Annotated in this window: 16 protein-coding genes; 7 read left to right on the forward strand and 9 right to left on the reverse strand. The window is 44.8% G+C overall.

Translation table 11 applies throughout. The features are described 5' to 3' along the window. Window positions 1-68: 68 nt before the first annotated feature. The gene (locus tag ACYCSE_RS01660; protein ID WP_459701038.1) at window positions 69-1073 is read left to right on the forward strand and encodes a chitosanase; all 1005 of its coding nucleotides are present in this window, start codon (window positions 69-71) and stop codon (window positions 1071-1073) included. Window positions 1074-1302: 229 nt separating this feature from the next. On the opposite strand, the gene ACYCSE_RS01665 is transcribed toward ACYCSE_RS01660, so the two are convergent. Then, window positions 1303-1674: a hypothetical protein gene (locus ACYCSE_RS01665; RefSeq protein WP_061828782.1), complete on the reverse strand. Its 372-nt coding sequence runs from the start codon at window positions 1672-1674 to the stop codon at window positions 1303-1305. Window positions 1675-2127: 453 nt separating this feature from the next. Here ACYCSE_RS01665 and ACYCSE_RS01670 point away from each other — a divergent pair, with 453 nt between their 5' ends. Then, a complete protein-coding gene (locus ACYCSE_RS01670; protein ID WP_235309040.1) occupies window positions 2128-2937 on the forward strand; it encodes a GNAT family N-acetyltransferase in 810 nt (269 codons plus the stop codon). Window positions 2938-3036: 99 nt separating this feature from the next. Here ACYCSE_RS01670 and ACYCSE_RS01675 read toward each other — a convergent pair whose 3' ends face one another. From ACYCSE_RS01675 to ACYCSE_RS01690, 4 genes are all read right to left on the reverse strand, one after another. Continuing rightward, on the reverse strand, window positions 3037-4209 hold the full coding sequence (locus ACYCSE_RS01675) for an MFS transporter (protein ID WP_459701041.1): 1173 nt from the start codon (window positions 4207-4209) through the stop codon (window positions 3037-3039). Window positions 4210-4280: 71 nt separating this feature from the next. Next, window positions 4281-4559 (reverse strand): ArsR/SmtB family transcription factor, encoded by a 279-nt coding sequence (locus ACYCSE_RS01680; RefSeq protein WP_013311367.1) that lies wholly within the window; start codon window positions 4557-4559, stop codon window positions 4281-4283. Between the two features lie 221 nt (window positions 4560-4780). Continuing rightward, the gene (locus ACYCSE_RS01685) at window positions 4781-5518 is read right to left on the reverse strand and encodes an SDR family oxidoreductase (protein ID WP_459701044.1); all 738 of its coding nucleotides are present in this window, start codon (window positions 5516-5518) and stop codon (window positions 4781-4783) included. A 39-nt stretch (window positions 5519-5557) separates the two neighbouring features. Continuing rightward, window positions 5558-5836, reverse strand: coding sequence for an Atu4866 domain-containing protein (locus ACYCSE_RS01690; RefSeq protein WP_069290118.1), 279 nt, complete (start codon window positions 5834-5836; stop codon window positions 5558-5560). A 199-nt stretch (window positions 5837-6035) separates the two neighbouring features. Between ACYCSE_RS01690 and ACYCSE_RS01695 the strand changes: the two genes are divergently transcribed. After that, window positions 6036-6965 carry an AraC family transcriptional regulator gene (locus ACYCSE_RS01695; protein ID WP_459702461.1) on the forward strand — a complete coding sequence of 310 codons (930 nt, stop codon included), beginning with the start codon at window positions 6036-6038 and terminating at the stop codon, window positions 6963-6965. 158 nt (window positions 6966-7123) lie between these two features. Here the strand turns inward: ACYCSE_RS01695 and ACYCSE_RS01700 are convergent, their stop codons facing one another. Both ACYCSE_RS01700 and ACYCSE_RS01705 read right to left on the reverse strand, forming a co-directional pair. Further along, the gene (locus ACYCSE_RS01700; protein ID WP_459701046.1) at window positions 7124-7774 is read right to left on the reverse strand and encodes a hypothetical protein; all 651 of its coding nucleotides are present in this window, start codon (window positions 7772-7774) and stop codon (window positions 7124-7126) included. 65 nt (window positions 7775-7839) lie between these two features. Further along, a complete protein-coding gene (locus ACYCSE_RS01705) occupies window positions 7840-8877 on the reverse strand; it encodes a LacI family DNA-binding transcriptional regulator (RefSeq protein ID WP_023989739.1) in 1038 nt (345 codons plus the stop codon). 339 nt (window positions 8878-9216) lie between these two features. On the opposite strand from ACYCSE_RS01705, the gene ACYCSE_RS01710 reads away from it, so the two are divergent. After that, window positions 9217-10269, forward strand: a complete 1053-nt coding sequence (locus tag ACYCSE_RS01710) for a 2,3-butanediol dehydrogenase (RefSeq protein WP_028542246.1) — start codon at window positions 9217-9219, stop codon at window positions 10267-10269. 116 nt (window positions 10270-10385) lie between these two features. Here the strand turns inward: ACYCSE_RS01710 and ACYCSE_RS01715 are convergent, their stop codons facing one another. Then, a complete protein-coding gene (locus ACYCSE_RS01715) occupies window positions 10386-12380 on the reverse strand; it encodes an ABC transporter substrate-binding protein (protein ID WP_459701049.1) in 1995 nt (664 codons plus the stop codon). A 180-nt stretch (window positions 12381-12560) separates the two neighbouring features. On the opposite strand from ACYCSE_RS01715, the gene ACYCSE_RS01720 reads away from it, so the two are divergent. The 3 genes from ACYCSE_RS01720 (at window position 12561) to ACYCSE_RS01730 (ending at window position 16601) form a co-directional block, all read left to right on the forward strand. Next, on the forward strand, window positions 12561-13826 hold the full coding sequence (locus ACYCSE_RS01720; RefSeq protein ID WP_459701051.1) for a VWA domain-containing protein: 1266 nt from the start codon (window positions 12561-12563) through the stop codon (window positions 13824-13826). A 269-nt stretch (window positions 13827-14095) separates the two neighbouring features. Further along, window positions 14096-15439 carry an amino acid permease gene (locus ACYCSE_RS01725; RefSeq protein ID WP_459701053.1) on the forward strand — a complete coding sequence of 448 codons (1344 nt, stop codon included), beginning with the start codon at window positions 14096-14098 and terminating at the stop codon, window positions 15437-15439. 7 nt (window positions 15440-15446) lie between these two features. Continuing rightward, window positions 15447-16601, forward strand: a complete 1155-nt coding sequence (locus tag ACYCSE_RS01730) for a VanZ family protein (RefSeq protein ID WP_459701055.1) — start codon at window positions 15447-15449, stop codon at window positions 16599-16601. Between the two features lie 136 nt (window positions 16602-16737). Here the strand turns inward: ACYCSE_RS01730 and ACYCSE_RS01735 are convergent, their stop codons facing one another. Continuing rightward, window positions 16738-17391 (reverse strand): nitroreductase family protein, encoded by a 654-nt coding sequence (locus tag ACYCSE_RS01735; RefSeq protein ID WP_061828772.1) that lies wholly within the window; start codon window positions 17389-17391, stop codon window positions 16738-16740. Window positions 17392-17397 lie beyond the last annotated feature (6 nt).

Here is a 17397-nt window from a genome sequence, read left to right on the forward strand (position 1 = left end):
TCAATTCGAGTTAGATGCAAATCTACGCTTTTAGTCTTTCACAATTACATTATTATAGGAGGAGTTATATGTATAAAACAAAGTTCCTTATGATCTTGCTAAGCTTTACTGTAATCGCTTCTTTCTCTAGCTTGTCCGGCCCTTCACCTAGCAAGGCTTTTGCTGAAGAGAATGGAACTCCGGTGCAGAAAACGATCGATTTAAATGAGGGCTTCGACCATTCAAATGAAGCTAGTATAGAGCCATTATCCCTTACCAGCGAAGAAGCTACTAGCCAAGCAACGGTTACAGCTATTGATCATGATGCTAATTTCTCACCTTCAACACTTCAGTTTCTGAAGGCTAATACAGGACTCGACGGTGAGCAATGGGATAATATTATGAAGCTAGTGAACAAACCAGAGCAAGATTCTTTGAAATGGACTGAATTCTATGGCTATGCTGAAGATATCGGCGATAATCGCGGATACACAATCGGTATCTTTGGAGCAACAACAGGCGGTTCAAATGATACAGGACCCGATGGTCCGGACTTATTCAAAGCTTTTGATGCTGCTAGTGGAGCTAGTAACCCTTCCATTGCAGGTGGATTAACACGTGCTGGTCTGAAGGGGAAAATGAGTGGTTCGATTCTAAAACTCAGCGATAGCGATAGTGTAATCAAGAAGAAGATCAACGCTCTCCAAAACAATGAAGCTTGGAGAGAAGCCATGTGGCGTACGTTCTATGACACCTATATCGAATATAGTGTACAGCAAGCACAGAAACGCGGATTTAATACTGCTCTGACGATTGGATCATTTGTCGACACAGCACTCAATCAAGGCGCTACTGGTGATTCAGGTAGTCTTGAAGGAATCCTCTCACGCTCAGGCAGTAGTACGAATGAGAAGAAGTTCATGACTAGCTTCTATGCTAAGCGTACATTGGTTGTCGATACCAATGATTATAACCAACCTCCCAATGGTAAGAATCGTGTGAAACAATGGAGCTCTCTCTTAGCTTCTGGCGAAATAGATCTTAAGAACGCAGATGCAGCTGTGATCAAAGCAACGAATTGGGAACTGAAGTAAATATAATATACGTCATTAGGAGGGCATATCGTATGTCCTCCTTTATCTATTTTTCATGAACATTGAGTTGGCGATGACTGCTAACAACATCCCATTCTCCCATACAGTTCCTCTCATCATTCGAGTATGTAGGTCGCGTGTACAAATAGAGAGACTGTCCCAGAAGCCCGAAAGTTGCAAGCTCCTGAAACAGTCTTGTAAAATGGTTTATGAAGTCGAAATAAGGCTGTTAGATGATTCGATAGCCAGATGGCAGTCTACCGCTACTGCGGATATTACGGATTTGCTGCAACGTCAAACGTTGATTGGTAGAGATAATAGATTCCACATCATTCCCGCGAATCAGATCATCCAGGTCGGCGATGTTGCGATTGCCTCTGAACACACGGAAGTTACCTCTAAACCGCGTGCCAGTAAAGAGTACAAGCGTAGCATTGCTGCTGGTAGAAAAGAAACGCAGACTTTCGATGCCGTCGAGAATGTTATCGGTATTACGAATGCCTAGGTTTCCTCTGAATACTCTCCTGGAACCCCGAAAATTTTCTTCGTTGTAGACTGTAAGACGTGGATACGTTTGGGATACATATGCTTTGTTGTCCATGTTGTAATTCCTCCTTTCAACTTTATCTTATGCTTCACCATCCGATTGGCGCGGGCCTCGCAGCATCCATCTAAAAATGGTTATATGATTGAATAGAGCAGACGCAGACTTGAAAAAGGAACATATGTTCTGTATAATCTAGCTTAGCAATTTGGAAAATCCTGAACTAACGGAGATGCGGACATGGACGATAAATTTATTGAGGAACTACGTGAAATTAGCAGAAACGACAAGCGAAGATCCGAATTTCTTATTAAGGGTATGAAGGAAACACTTCAGGAAAGAAAAGAAAAAAACTTTATCGAAAGATGGATTTGGCGACAAAAAAATAAGAAGCTTATAGCGCGGAAGTTTAAATCCTAGTAGATATAACAACTGGATCTTCATAGCATTTTACTTTTCATAGCACTTTACAAGTGCTTAGGTCATAGCTCATTTTTAGGAGGCCGAGTCATGATTGAGCTACTAGTCCCAAACGACGATATATTAAATCAAAATCAATTTTTGGCTGATGAAGTTCGATACAATTTGATCCATCGAATTTGTGAGTCAGAAGGGTCAACATGCCTCAAAACGTCTGATAAAAATATGATCTTTGCTCAATCCCCCGGACATAAGGCTTGGCTATGGGTCTCACAACAAATCACAGATAATCATAAGTTGACCTATATAGAAGAACTCTTACGTTATTTAAAAGGAACCACACTATCAGGTGTATGTGGTGATGCCAAAACAGTCGAGAAGTTCGCAAAAGCTTACGCACAGCGTCATGCTGCTCAGGTACATACCCACATGGTCATGGAATCTTATTTCTGTCCTAAATATAAAAAGCCCTCGGGCGTTGAGGGAATGATCCGACAATCCATCACAGAGGATGTACAATTAGTTGCCCAGTTTCTAGCTGGTTTTTCAGAAGAGGCTTTAGGTAGTTCTATTGATCCGGTTAGTCAAATATCGGTTGCGGAGAAGACCATCAGGACAGGAAATTTGTACCTTTGGATAGTAAATAACATGCCCGTATCCATGGCTAATATTGCTCACCGCTCTCCGAGACATGCTCGCATTAATGCTGTGTATACCCCGCCTAATTTGCGAAAGAAAGGTTTTGCCAGCGCAATGGTATCCAAGCTATGTTGCATTTTGGAAAATGAGCATTTAGTACCCATGCTATATGCAGATTTAAAAAATTCGGCTTCCAATCAAGTTTATAAAAATATCGGCTTTAAGGAAGGCGGCAAAATCACTGATATTGCGTTTGAATAAGCCCTCCTACTGCAAGAGAGCATATTATTGCTCATTCAAATCAAACAAGGCCCGCAATGTTATCCATCGCTGGGCCTCCTCTTCACTTATCTATGCACTTTACTCCGTAACACCCAATCCTGTGTGAACTGAGGATCTTCGTGAAAGTAAATATACAGCTACAATGGCGATGACGACACCGGCTGCTCCAAACCAAGTGATGGAAGCCAGCGAAACCTGACCAACAACTACACCGCCGATTCCGGCTCCGGCTGCCATAGCTAGCTGCATCGTAGACTGATTGAGACTCAGCATCACACCGGAAGATTCAGGCACAAGTGTGACCAGATTATATTGTTGAGTAGGTCCAGTTGTCCAGGCTGCGAACGACCAAAGGATCAATAAAGCAAATACTGCGATCAGGGAATGAGCGGCGATAGGAAGTAAAAGCAAGGAAAAGACATGCAGCACCATGCCCCCGAATAATGTAAAGGAAATACCCTTTTTATCTGCGCTGTATCCACCGATTTTCGACCCGATCAGACTGGCGATCCCGAAGGCAAGTAATACTGAACTTAGCATATTATCCCCTACACCTGATACATTCAGCAAGTACGGTGAAATGTAAGTATACGCGAGGGAATAACCCCCTCCCCAAAAGAAGGTAATAGCTAATCCCAAAGCGACTTCAGGCTTTTTCAGAAGAGCAAACTGTTGTAGTAAGGGGATCGGTTGATCTCCTTTCAAGCGAGGAAGCGTCATAACGATAACGATCAAGGCAATAATCCCTGTCAACGCAATGCCGAGAAATACGGTTTTCCAGCCATACGCAGAAGATATCATTCTTCCAAGTGGCACCCCGATAATCAGCGAGGCTGTAAAACCCATAGTGACTGTAGCAATAGAACTGGCCTGTTTGCCGGCTGGGGCAATTTTTGCTGCAATGCTCAGAGCTGTAACCACAACCATCCCCGCTCCGAGGGCCATAAGAATACGTGCAGCAATAAACATTTCAAAGCCCGGCAGTGCAAAGGACAGAACATTGGCAACTGCAAATAATCCAAGGGAACTCAAGAGCAGTTTGCGTCTGCCCCATTTAGCGGTTACTGCCATCAGGAACGGCGTTCCAATCGCATAAGCCAGAGAATAAACGGTAATCAACTGACCTGCAGCCGCCACTGTAATTCCCATCGTCGCCGAAATCTGATCCAAAATACCTGCGATGATATATTGAGATGTGCCTACCAAAAAACTGACAATGGCCAAAATATACACTTTCCACGTACTCTGCATTTTTAAATAACGCCTCTTTTCTTTTGATATTTTTATATTTTTACAAATATCGAAATTAAGACTAAAAAAATTTATGTTATCAGGAACGGGGCATATTTCTGCGCTGCTTCCACATCCAAGCTGTAATAAATAAACGTCCCCTCTTTACGATATGTGAGCAGCCCCGACTCTGCCATTTGCTTCAGATGGTGCGATAGTGTTGAAATAGCTACACTGTTCAGCTTCTCGCCCAGCACAGAGCAGCATTGGTCACTTTCCTCTTTTAACAGAAGTGCTATTTTGAGACGAGTGGGTTCTCCAAGTGCTTTATATATTTTTACAGCTTGCTGCATCTCTGTTGTATCTTTCACCCTGTTCGGCTCCTTTCTGTTCCAGTCTTAATTTCGATGTTTGTCGAAATAAAGTTATCACAAACATTTGTAAAAGTAAACCCGTTTATTATAAAGGTACAGCTTTTTTACACTCTGAGGTGTGAATGATGGTCTTTCTCATCCGATAAATAACCCCCCATCCATAAAGGATGGAGGGAAAAATGACTGAGTAGAGAGGGGGAATCTTGGACGCCATGGCGTTAATTCGGGCTTGCCGTGGGTCTGACAATAATTTCATTAACATCTACATCCGCTGGCTGCTCCATGGCATACAGAATGGAACGGGCTATGGCATCAGGCGAAATCGAAATACGACGGTACTCTTTCATTCCTTGCCGGGCCTCTTCATCTGAAATACTGTCAGCAAGCTCAGATTCGGTTACTCCTGGCGATACCAGCGTCACACGAATATCTCCCCCCACCTCCATACGCAACCCTTCAGAAATTGCCCGAACCGCATACTTCGTTGCGCAATACACCGCTGCAGTTGGGGTTACACTATACGCGCCAATAGAGGCGATACTAATAAACTGACCAAATCCTTGCTTTTTCATAATCGGAAGCCCTGCCGCAATCCCATGCAGAACGCCCCGTATATTTACATCAATCATGCGATCCCATTCCTCTACCTTCAGCGCTTCTAATTTTGAAAGAGGCATCACTCCCGCATTGTTCAAAATTACATCCACACGCCCAAATGTTTTTTCCGCGTACTTAATGAACGCTTCCATCTGGTCCCTCTTAGTCACATCCAGTTGCTGATAATCAGCCGATCCACCTTTCAAACGAATCTCGGATGTCAGAGTCTCTAGTCGCTCTGTGCGTCTGGCCCCTAATATTACATGAGCCCCATGGTGAGCAAGTAAACGGGCAGTAGCCTCACCGATCCCACTACTTGCCCCCGTAATAGCTACGACTTTCCCTTTAATATCCAACATGCTTTTTCCTCCTTTAGTTTAAAAACGGACTGAAACAGATTACTTTTTTACTTCCCTGTAAAAAACCATCCCTGCATGATACAAAACACCATTTTTGAATACACCATCTGCCGTAAATCCGGTGTCGTCCACATATTCGATATAGTCATCTTCTATGATGTAGCTGCCTGTATAGGCACTTTGTCTCTGACCCCGTGCTTCATCATAACGGCCATTAGGCAAGAGTTCTTGACGGATATCTCCGTCTTCAGTTACCCACATCCCTATATAGGGATGCTGCGAAGCGTGTACACTTTTTTCCGCCTTGTTACTCTCCATGACTCCCACTCCTTTGCCCTTCTATTTTTTTCTCAATTGCTCATTAGGTGTTGTATCTGCATCTTATTATGAGAGGAATGTCCATCAGCCCGGTAGAAGAATCAGAGCAAATTATTGCCTAATCCTCCAAAGACCCTTAATATGTAATAAACTACTGAAAATGAAAACGGGCTATTTTGCAAAGAAGGGATGTGTCATGATGGAGGCAACCAAAATAGAGGGTTCTACCATGGAAAAACAAGCCGAGTTGGCAAGGCTCATAGAACGATTTTCACATCAGGACGGAGTTCTCACTACAGCCATATCTTCGCTTCACTTCGTCCGAAGTTCAAATACAACCGTTCCGATACATCAAGTTCATGAACCTGCCTTATGTATTGTGGCACAAGGCAGAAAAGTCGTGATGCTCGCAGAGGAAAGTTACCATTACGGCACATCTGACTACCTTGTTGTGTCGGTGGATTTGCCGATCTCGGGGCAGGTTATCCAAGCTTCAGCAGAAGCTCCTTATTTGTGCCTCCGGCTCAATTTTGATCCGTATCAGGTTTTGGATCTGATCAAGGAATCTGCTCTTCCCACAAGCCCAATGCCTGATTCCAGACGAGGCTTGTATGTAAGCCAAACCAACTCTCTACTGCTGGATGCCGTGATAAGGCTAGTGCATCTTTTGGAAAACCCGCAAGATGTTCCGGTGCTGGCTCCATTAGTCATTCGTGAGATACTGTATAGGATTTTACAGGGTAATCAGGGGGAATCCTTAAAACAACTGGTCATGACCGGCAGCCATTCCAACCGGATTGCAGAAGTCATAAAGCGGATTAAGCAGGATTATGATAAGCCGTTGCGTATTGAGGAATTGTCCAAACTAGCGAATATGAGTCCTTCGTCACTACATCGACATTTTAAAGAGGTTACGGCTATGAGCCCAATGCAATATCAAAAACAATTACGTCTACAAGAGTCCCGCCGCCTGTTGTTATCCGAATCAGCAGATGCGGCAGATGTCGGTTTTCAGGTAGGTTACGAGAGCCCCTCACAATTCAGCCGCGAATACGCCCGCTTGTTCGGCCTGCCTCCAATTAGTGATATCAAACGCTTGCGCTCGGATCAGGATCACCCGCCCATTTGAACCGTTGTTAGATGAACATCTAAAACTACTGGTCCTACTAACGCTTATCCCAATCATACATGGCAGAATGTAAAAAACAGCACAAAACAGCCGCTCCTCCGGTAGAGACGCGGCCGTTCAATATATTCCTCTATCATGTGGTCATCACTATTTGAGCATCAATACGGATTATCCAGCTTGACGAACAAGGCTCGAATGACATCCTTCTCTGCCGAAGTAAGCTTTTGTCCTGCCTGCCATTGTTGAATCTCTTTCTTGACTTCCTTGGGTTCTCTATAGCTGAGAGCATACCCGATGCTTCCTATACCTTGTATGCGATTGGTTTTGTCCATACTTGCCAATGCTCGGGTCATCGCAGTTCTATCTCTTGTAAACAAATCTCCCATAAGACCAGCATAGCTTTCGCTTAAAGCTCCATCCAATCCGTCAGAAGCCTGGATCACATTTGCAAAGCTTTCCGATGGAATAAAAGCACGCTGCCTATACAGATATTCGATAATTTCCAGGCTTTGATGTTCATTGATTTTGTTCATCTTTCCCCATTGAATTCCTGCTAAATGGTCCGTCATATGACGGACTTTTGCTTCATCACTGAGGGATGAATCCTTATAAAAGGACAGCACTAGCTCCTCTTTACTTTGCTGGGTATGCTGCGTATTGACTGCAATTTGCTTGGACTCCCCATTGTTTGCCCCGGACGGCGCCGCAGTTTCAGCATCCTGTCCCACTGGATGGGAAGTGCACCCTATGGTTACAGCCAGCAATAGTGCAGCACAAGCTACAGATACAAACCCATTACCTTTTAACATGAATCCACTCTCCTGTCTGAACAAACAATGGTCGTTATAATTGCCCAAAATCCACTCATACCCTACTACTCATCACGCCCTACCGTGGGCTTACGGATCACAGAGACGCTCGATTCCCTCACGATCAGACGAGGCTCGAATTGCACACGCTCATAATCCCCAGGTGTCTGTTCCTGAATCCGCTTGAGCAGCAGCTCCGCAGCCAACCGTGCCACCTCTTCCCCCATGATGGAAACTGAGCTGATCTGAGGGGTCGTTACCATAGCCCACAAATTGTTATCAATACCGACTACAGCAACCTCATCTGGCACCTTTACACCCAAATCCTTAAATCGATTGACGATCCCTATCGCCACCATATCATTAACCGCATAAATAGCATCTGGCATATGTTTCAGGCTGTAAAAATAATCGGCTGCACGCAGCCCTGTCTCAAAGGAGAAATCATCGCCAAAATAAACGAGTGAAGGGTCCACATGCTGGAGAGACTGCTCATAAGCGAAGTATCTCTCCTCGATTTTGTCCTTCGCAGCGCCTGCATAGGCGATTCTTGTTCTGCCGATTTTAAGTAAATGCTCCATCACGAGTCTTCCCTCTTGTCGGGCCAGACTGACAATATCCGCTTTGACATCTTCGCCCAGCTTCTTGCCATAGTTAATAATGGACACGGGAACGCTGGCTTTGTTAATCAGATCTACCAACATTTTGGGATACGCCAGCGGCATAATGATGAGCCCGTCGACATGCAGCTTCTTGACCTCACGAACTGTTTCAAGCTCCATTCTGGCATTCCCGGCGGTATTGATTTGCACGACCCGGTAACCATGCTGCTTGGCGGCCTGCTCTACGGACCAAGCGATCTCTGGAATAATCGCGTTACGAATGTCTGGCACGGCCAGTGCGATTTGTCGTGTCTGACGAACTTTCAAGCTCTGAGCCGAGGTGTTGGGCGTAAACCCCATCTCTTCAATCACTTGCAAAATCAAGGCTTTCGTTCTCGGGCTGATGCCCTCACTATCATTAATAGCTCTGGAGACAGTCGCAATACCGACTCCTGCCCGCTTGGCTACATCCTCTATGGTTACTTTCTTTTGATCTGTCACGCCCAAAATCCTTTCAAGAACGGAATCGTTTTCTGACTTTCTAAAATAAAGTCTTAATGTTGATATTATACCACAGAATGAGCGTCTAAAAATTGAAGTCGTTTTCTTCTTGTCTTTGCTTCACCTAAAAATTCGCAAAATCTCTTTGTCTAAAAGTAACGAACCAAATATAGCACTGTAGTCACAAGTGATTATATTCACAAAAAAGTCAAGTGCTTTTTGCATTAAATTGGTTTGACAATGTGTAAAAATTGTGACATATTATTTTTCGGAAACGTTTCCTAATTCATTCACTTTTATAGAAGCAATGATCATATATTCTTCAAGGAGATGACAAACATGCAAGCATTGAGATGGCATGGAGTAAAAGACTTACGTTTGGAAAACATTGAGCAGCCCGCTGCTCTGGCAGGAAAAGTAAAAATCAAGGTAGAATGGTGCGGCATTTGCGGAAGTGATCTTCACGAATATGTAGCAGGACCGATCTTCATTCCCCAAGATGCTCAGCATCCATTGACTGGCGAAAAAGCGCCGATCGTAATGGGACATGAATTCTCTGGACAAGTTGTCGAAATCGGCGAAGGTGTAACCAAGATTCAAGTTGGCGACCGTGTAGTTGTAGAACCGGTGTTTGCATGTGGAGAATGTGATGCATGTAAACAAGGCAAATATAATCTTTGCGATAAAATGGGCTTCCTCGGTCTGGCAGGCGGCGGTGGTGGATTTTCTGAATATGTCGCAGCTGACGAGCACATGGTTCACAAAATTCCAGAAAGCGTATCTTTCGAGCAAGGCGCATTGGTAGAGCCTTCGGCCGTTGCTTTGTATGCTGTTCGTCAAAGCCAACTGAAAGTCGGCGACAAAGCTGTAGTATTTGGCGCTGGCCCTATCGGATTGCTGGTTATTGAAGCGTTGAAAGCTTCGGGCGCATCTGAGATTTATGCAGTAGAGCTTTCCGAGGAGCGTAAAGCTAAAGCTGAAGAGCTGGGTGCTATCGTGATTGATCCTAAAACTTATGATGTGGTGGAAGAACTGCACAAACGGACCAACGGCGGCGTAGATGTAGCCTATGAAGTCACTGGAGTACCTCCTGTGCTGACTCAAGCTATTGAATCTACTAAAATTAGCGGACAAATCATGATCGTCAGCATTTTTGAAAAAGAAGCTCCGATCAAGCCTAACAATATCGTTATGAAGGAACGCAATCTGACTGGTATTATCGGCTACCGTGATGTATTCCCAGCTGTTATCAGCCTGATGGAAAAAGGTTATTTCCCTGCCGACAAGCTGGTTACCAAACGTATTAAACTCGAAGAAGTGATTGAGCAAGGTTTTGAAGGTCTCCTGAAAGAGAAAAATCAAGTTAAAATCCTGGTATCTCCGCAAGCCTAATTCAGAAAATAAATCAGATGTCTGCTCCTATGCAGACATCTTTTTATTAAAAAACGCTCTCCTTCCTGCGACATACTGTCGTCAAGATGAGTAGCGTTTTTTGATTACCATTTGGATTACTGAGTTACATTTTTCAAAACATCGTCGATCATTTGACTGTTTGCAATTGTACCTGTATACAACCAGCTGGAATCCTTACCAAAATCGTATACATGGCCTTCTTTAACGGCTGGAATTCCCGCCCATACAGGATCTTTTACAATATCTTCTTTACTTACGTTTTTGCTGTTCACGATAAAGATATAATCCGCATCCAGCTCGGCCAGCTTCTCCAGCGATAAATTACTCCAGTTCGCCTTAGCCGTTTTGGAAATCTCCTGTACGACTTGTGGAATCTTGAATCCCAAATCCTTATACAATACATCACCGCTGGATAGATTCTGGTTTACAACATACACATTTTTATCCGTTACCCACAATGCCGCCGCAGTTTTTTGTCCTACCGTCTGACTCAGCTTGGCTTTAGCCTCTGCTGCTTTTTTGTCGTAGTTGCTCAATGCCTGCTTCGCTTCACTGCTCTTATTCAGCACCTCACCCACGGTCAGCAGCTCTTGACGCCAATCATTGTTCATATTAGTGCCTACCACGTAGGTTGGAGCGATTTTGGAATATTGATTATATTTGTCGCCTTCCACCATGCTCGCACTGTCCATAATGATTAAATCAGGCTTGAAGTTCAGAACCGCCTCAAACGGAAGATCTGAAGCAATGGTAGGAACGTCCTTCAGTTCTTTTTGCAGGTAACCTTGAACTGAATTTTTCCCTACCGACCATTGGGCTACAGGTTTAACCCCCAGCGCAACCAGATGATCCTCCAGATAAGAAGCGATCACACGCTGAGGCTGAGCCGGAATTTTTACCTCATGCCCAAGTGCATCCTTCAGCACCCTTTCCTGTGATGTTGGTTCCGCTGATGTATTATTGGTCCCTTGCGAAGCGCCATCGGTTGCCGTAGGACTTGATGTGCCTGAGCACGCGCTGAGCAGCAGGGTAAAACTAAGCAATAAAATAAATGCCATGGAATGCTTTGCGTTTCTGTTCATTCGTAAAATCCCTTCATCATGATTTTGATAATGATTATTATCCTCAATAACAGTATGCAGGGCGCCACTTATCGAATCAATGGAACATCCGGACATGCTTAATGGATTATCCAGACTGGTATCTCTCACAAAAGCAGATGGATATAGGCTGTCCCGGTAATGAACCGGGGATACACCCGTATATTTTTTGAATGCCCGGCTAAAGAAATAGACATCCGGGTACCCCACACTGACAGCGATATCCTGCAAAGTCGCATCCGTCTTCCGCAAAAGCTCCTTCGCCTTGTCCATTCGCAGTTGAATCAAGTACATAATCGGGCTACAATCCGTTTGTTTTTTAAATAACCGGGTCAAATGTCTCGGACTGCATTCCAACAATCCGGCCAAACGTTCCAGCGTTACGGACTCCGCATAATGGACCTGCATAAATCGAATCGCCTGTGTCACGATATCCCGCGCAGAAGTTCGAGTCTTTGGTTCCTGCAATTGCCGTATACATTCATATGCAAAATCATAGAACCGACCCTGAGCCTGAATCTTAGATAGCGCCTCTTGATCCTGCCATGCGTCATCCAGTAGTTGAAGCTTTTGATACAGTATAACTGGATAAGGCGGTGCAAAACCATGAACTATCGAAGGATGATTATACACCGTATGTCCAGATAGAGAAGTCGCTTTATATAGTACAAGGATATATTCAATCCCGCATTGCGAGGGTTTCATATTCAGTTCAAATCCTTTGCTGCCATGCAGTACGTACCCTGAATGTGGCGTATCCTTCCAATCACCATCCAAACGCACGCTACCCTGCAATACAAATACAAAAGCCTGCGCTGGAAGACGATACGGTTGAAGCAACTCTTCCGGCTCCAGTCGAATATGCCGGACATCAAGGACACGGATCGACGAATGGAGCCATAGGGACAGCAGTTTGTTTAACTCATCAGCTTCATGTCCCTTGCTCATCCCGATATAGGAACCTGCCTGCTTTTGCCGATCCTGCTTCACGTATCAAAGCCTCCGCTTCATAAATATCATACTTTTTTTCCAAACCAACCTTATTATATATCATCTTTTACTGCGTCTACCATGAGACAAATATTCCTGCACGAAACAAGGTGAATATACCATTTCCATGGTACAATTTGTATAAATACAAGATTTAAAATACATAGGGGGTTTGACAGCATGAGCGGTCCCAACATTGCATTGAGTACAGGAGCTAATGCACCATTCGGTAAGGAAGATACGGTGCGGGTCACCATTACATGGAAGCATGCACCTGCCGAACTGGATGTTAGCTGTTTTATGGTAGGAGCAGACGGAAAGGTTTCCTCAGATGACTATTTCATTTTTTACAATCAACCCGCTGACCCGCACGGCCATGTACGATTACAGCGTCCAAATGACAGAACCACTGAGTTTACTGTAGCGCTCCAGGAACTGGAACGAACCGGGGTGGAAAAATGTGTGTTTGCGGCCACAGTGGACGGCCCAGGTACTTTTGCCGATGTGGTCGGCTGCTCAGTTACTGCTCAAGGCAAGCAATCCCATATCACCTACAGCATCACCGAAGCCACCAGTGAGACATCGCTTGTGCTGGCAGAGGTGTATCGTCATACTTCTGGCTTTAAGCTTCGCGCAGTGGGACGTGGTTTCAACGGAGGACTAAAGCCGCTTGCCGAGGCTCACGGTGTCACCGTAGAGGAAACGGAATCGCCAGCAGCACCGTCAGCGGATAAAGCTGACATGAAAGAAACTTCTCCTGTGAGTGGAAGAATCAATCTGCACAAGCAGAATGTACAATATTCACTAAAAAAGAAACACATAGACTGTGAAAAGGCACGGGTAGCGGTTGTATTCGATGCTTCTGTTTCCATGTTCAAATTGTACACGGGTGGGACGGTGCAAAAAGCCTGCGAACGTGTGTTGGCTGTAGCCGCCTGTATGGATGACAATGGTGAAATGGATGTATGGTTTTTTGCAGACAAAGCCAAGCGTGCTCCAAGCGTCACAGAGAGGAATTTCGAGAATTATATTCATATGAATTATGCTGAGCCTAGTGAAGATAGTGAGCTAGGGTGGGGAAATAACGAACCAGAAGTCATGAAGGATATCATACTAAAATATACAAAAGAAGATCCCAACGATATAATCCCGACCTACATTATCTTTTTCAGTGATGGAGGTATTTATGAACAGAAAAAAATAGAACAACTGCTGATTAAAAGCTCAAGCGCCCCGATTTTCTGGCAATTTGTAGGTCTTGGTCAAGCCGATTACGGAATCCTTCGAAAGTTGGATAAGATGCGCGGTCGCGTAGTGGATAATGCAGATTTCTTTGCCTTGGATGACATTGACTCCGTGACAGACACAGAACTGTACGACCGTCTGCTGAATGAGTTTCCTGGTTGGCTCAAGCAAGTGCGGGCTAAAGGAATATTGCGGAGCTAACCCTTCACCGCAATGCGATACTCCTACATGATCACTTAAATATCCACCGAGCAGTGCAATAAAGGCAGAATGACCGCAGATAGAGCAATCATCAGCGCCAGCATTCTGCCTCTGTTTTCTTCAGTTTGTCCTCTATCGATTTCAATCTCCCTACCAGATCCTATTTCTTTCATTTCCTAATTGGATATTTTCATGTAGTATAAGTCTAATTGAAGTAACCCTGTTTGGGCTATGCTGAAGCTATACACTATATGAAGGAGGATTTCATATTGAAATCAAATGAAGCAACTTTGCACAAAAAGCTGCTCCCACGGCATATTACCTTTATGGCTATGGGTGGAGTCATCGGAACGGGAATTTTTAAAGGAAGTACCGAAACGATTAGCTTGGCGGGACCTGGAGTTATTTTATCCTATGTCTTCGCGGGACTCCTGCTCTTGGTCGTTATGGGCGCAATTGCCGAGATGGCTACCGTCTATCCCAACATGAATATGAAAGATTTTATTCGTAAAGCTTTTGGAGAACGACTGTCCTTTATTATCGGCTGGTTGTATTGCTTCATGTGGCTGGCCGTCTGTATCATTGAGGTCATTGCTGCGGGAAGCTTTCTGCAATATTGGTTGCCAGATGTTCCTCTATGGGTACTCAGTTTAGTGAGTGCGGCTTTCATTATTGTCGTCAACATGCTGAGTGTCGGCGGTTTTGGGGAGCTAGAATTTTGGCTTGCGGGTATTAAGATTGCCATGATTATTATCTTCATCGCCTTGGGTGGCTGTATACTGTTCGGGATTATTCCCACTGAAACTCCACCTTATCTAAGCAACTACGCGCAGCACGGCGGATTTCTACCCAATGGCTGGTTGGCTATCTTTTCAGCGCTGCTGGTCGTTACCTTTTCATACGGCGGGTCCGAGCTGATTGGACTGACGTTGACGGAGACAGAAAATCCGGAAAAGGTACTGCCTAGAGTGGTTAAAAGCTTTATTCTTCGCGTTGTTTTGTTCTATACGTTGCCCATTCTCATCATTTGTGGCTTGATTCCCTGGAACCAACTGGATGCGAATACCAGCCCGTTTGTACAGGTATTGTCTTCTGTAGGGCTTCAAGGCTCGGCTCATGTCATGAACTTTATTCTGATCACTGCTGTACTGTCTGCCGCCAATTCGGGGATTTACGGGGCTACACGTATGCTACATTCGCTGGCTATCAATGGAGAAGGTCCCAAATCACTCGCCCGCTTATCTTCAAACGGGGTTCCGGTAAATAGTCTCAAATTGTGCGCTGTAGTCCTGATTGTCGGTTCCATGGTTGCTTATATCGCTCAGGACGGACTGTTCCGTATTTTGATGGCTGTACCTGGCTTTGTCGTGCTGCTCGTCTGGAGCTGCATTTGTCTTTCCCAATTGAAACTGCGCAAATCTTATCCCGTGGAGCCTACTTTCAAGATATGGGGATTCCCTTATGTGACGGCGGTTACAGTGGGATGCCTATGGGTAATTGCGTTCCTGTTCTTGCTTGACCCGCAAAATCGCATCAGCATTGGCGTGTGCGTGGCTTTCATGGCATTTCTGATCATCTGGTCTTTGGTGAAGTTCCGGAGAAAGCAGGCGTAAGCAGCACATGATTCAATCGTATCTATTTCCTGTTTCGTATGCCTTTCTTGCGTTTCCTTTTGCTGCGTTATTGTTTACACTGCCTTTTCTAATCGTGCAATATCGCAGGCATGGCTATATTCACAAGGCTAGAGCATGGCTGCTTTACTTGATGCTTTTATACTTGATGAACGTCTTCTTTCTGGTCATACTACCACTTCCGGCATCCCGTCATAATGCTGCATTAGCCGGGGGAGCGTTGCAGTTGATGCCCTTGCAGTTCGTTCATGACATTATAAGAGAAACTTCCGTCTCACCCGCCCATCCCTCCAGCTATGTTCATTTACTGAAGGAGCGCGCTTTTCTGCAAGTCGTTTTTAACGTTGTGATGACCGTGCCTTTCGGTATGTTCTTACGTTATTATTTCCGTGCACGATGGAAGTGGTGTCTGATTCTTTCCTTTGCCCTCTCCCTCTTCTTTGAGGTGACGCAGCTGACAGGACTGTATGGATTTTTTGACCATGCGTATCGCGTGTTCGATGTAGACGATCTGATGGCTAATACCTTGGGCGGTATGCTAGGCTTTCTATTAGGCGAATGGTTTTCACGCTTCCTGCCCCGCTTGGAACATCTGGACAAGCATGTGGACATGGCAACGAAGCGAGTGTCCTATACCCGACGGGGCGTAGCCTTTTTCGTGGATTCTATCATATGGATCGGGCTACTCGGCATCATGGAGTCTCTGCATGTTCCTGCTGCTTTCTGGGTTTCCAGTGGAGTCTACTTTATGGGGGTCCCTTACCTGACGAATGGACGAACTCCTGGGAAATGGCTGGTGCGTATTCATCTTACAGGGACGGGACAACGGATTTCCCTGTGGGGGCTCTTCAAGCGTTACATTCTCTTGTATTGGTTGTATTTTGGACTTAATTACGTACTGGGTGGACCCGTGCTGTGGTCTCAAGTCTCTCCATGGGTAAGTGTTCTGATCAGCCTTTTGTTGTTGGTGATGAATGGATGGTTCTTTTTCCATCTGGTCATACGTCTAATCAAGAAAGCCCCGTTATTTTATGAGGAGCTTAGCCATACTTCGCACCAAATTATATGGCCCAAGCATTATCATCACCTTCAGAATGACACCGCTGATTCGGCAGAGACGCCGGGAGGAAATACCGTGACATGATAACCGAAAGACTGACAACGTGATAAGCACCCGCGATCTACGTTGCATCCAAGCAAATAAAAAACAGGCGAAGCAAAGGAATTTCCTTTGTCCGCCTGTTTTTTTTATGTTGTGTATCAATGTTAGTTCGTTTTGCTTATTTCCACTGTGCAATTTGATCAATAGGCAATCGTGTGGACGGATGACCATCGTTGATACCTTTACCCATGGAAATGAGCATAACAGGGACATAACGATCTTTTTCCAGACCAAAGGCTTCAGCAATTTGATCCTTTTCAAAACCGCCAATAGCGTTGGTGTCGTAGCCATGAGCGCGTGCTACCAGCATAAGCTGCATGGATACCAAGCCACCATCGATCAGGACCGTTTCTTTGTTCACAACTGGATCAAGCGCTGCAAAATGGGCTGCTACTTTTTCCTGTTGCATTTCTTTGACGTCTTTTGGCATATAGCCCAGTTCTACAGCTTCTCCGAAAATTTGTTCGAAATTATCAAAGTTGTTCAAATCTCCAAACACAGCGATCACTGCCGAAGATGTTTCTACTTGACGTTGGTTGAAACGGGCCAATGGTGCCAGTGTAGCTTTACCTTCAGGGCTGTCAATGACAAGGAAACGCCAAGGTTGCAGGTTAATGGAAGATGGTGCGCGTGTAGCTTCCGTCAAAATCTCGGTCATTTCCTCGCGGCTGATCTTCACGGACGGATCGTATACTTTTACAGAACGACGTCCCAGGGCGATTTCTTTAAAATCATTCGTTTTTACAGTACTGGATGTATTCGTATTATTCATTCCAAT

Source organism: Paenibacillus sp. SEL1, assembly GCF_054602535.1.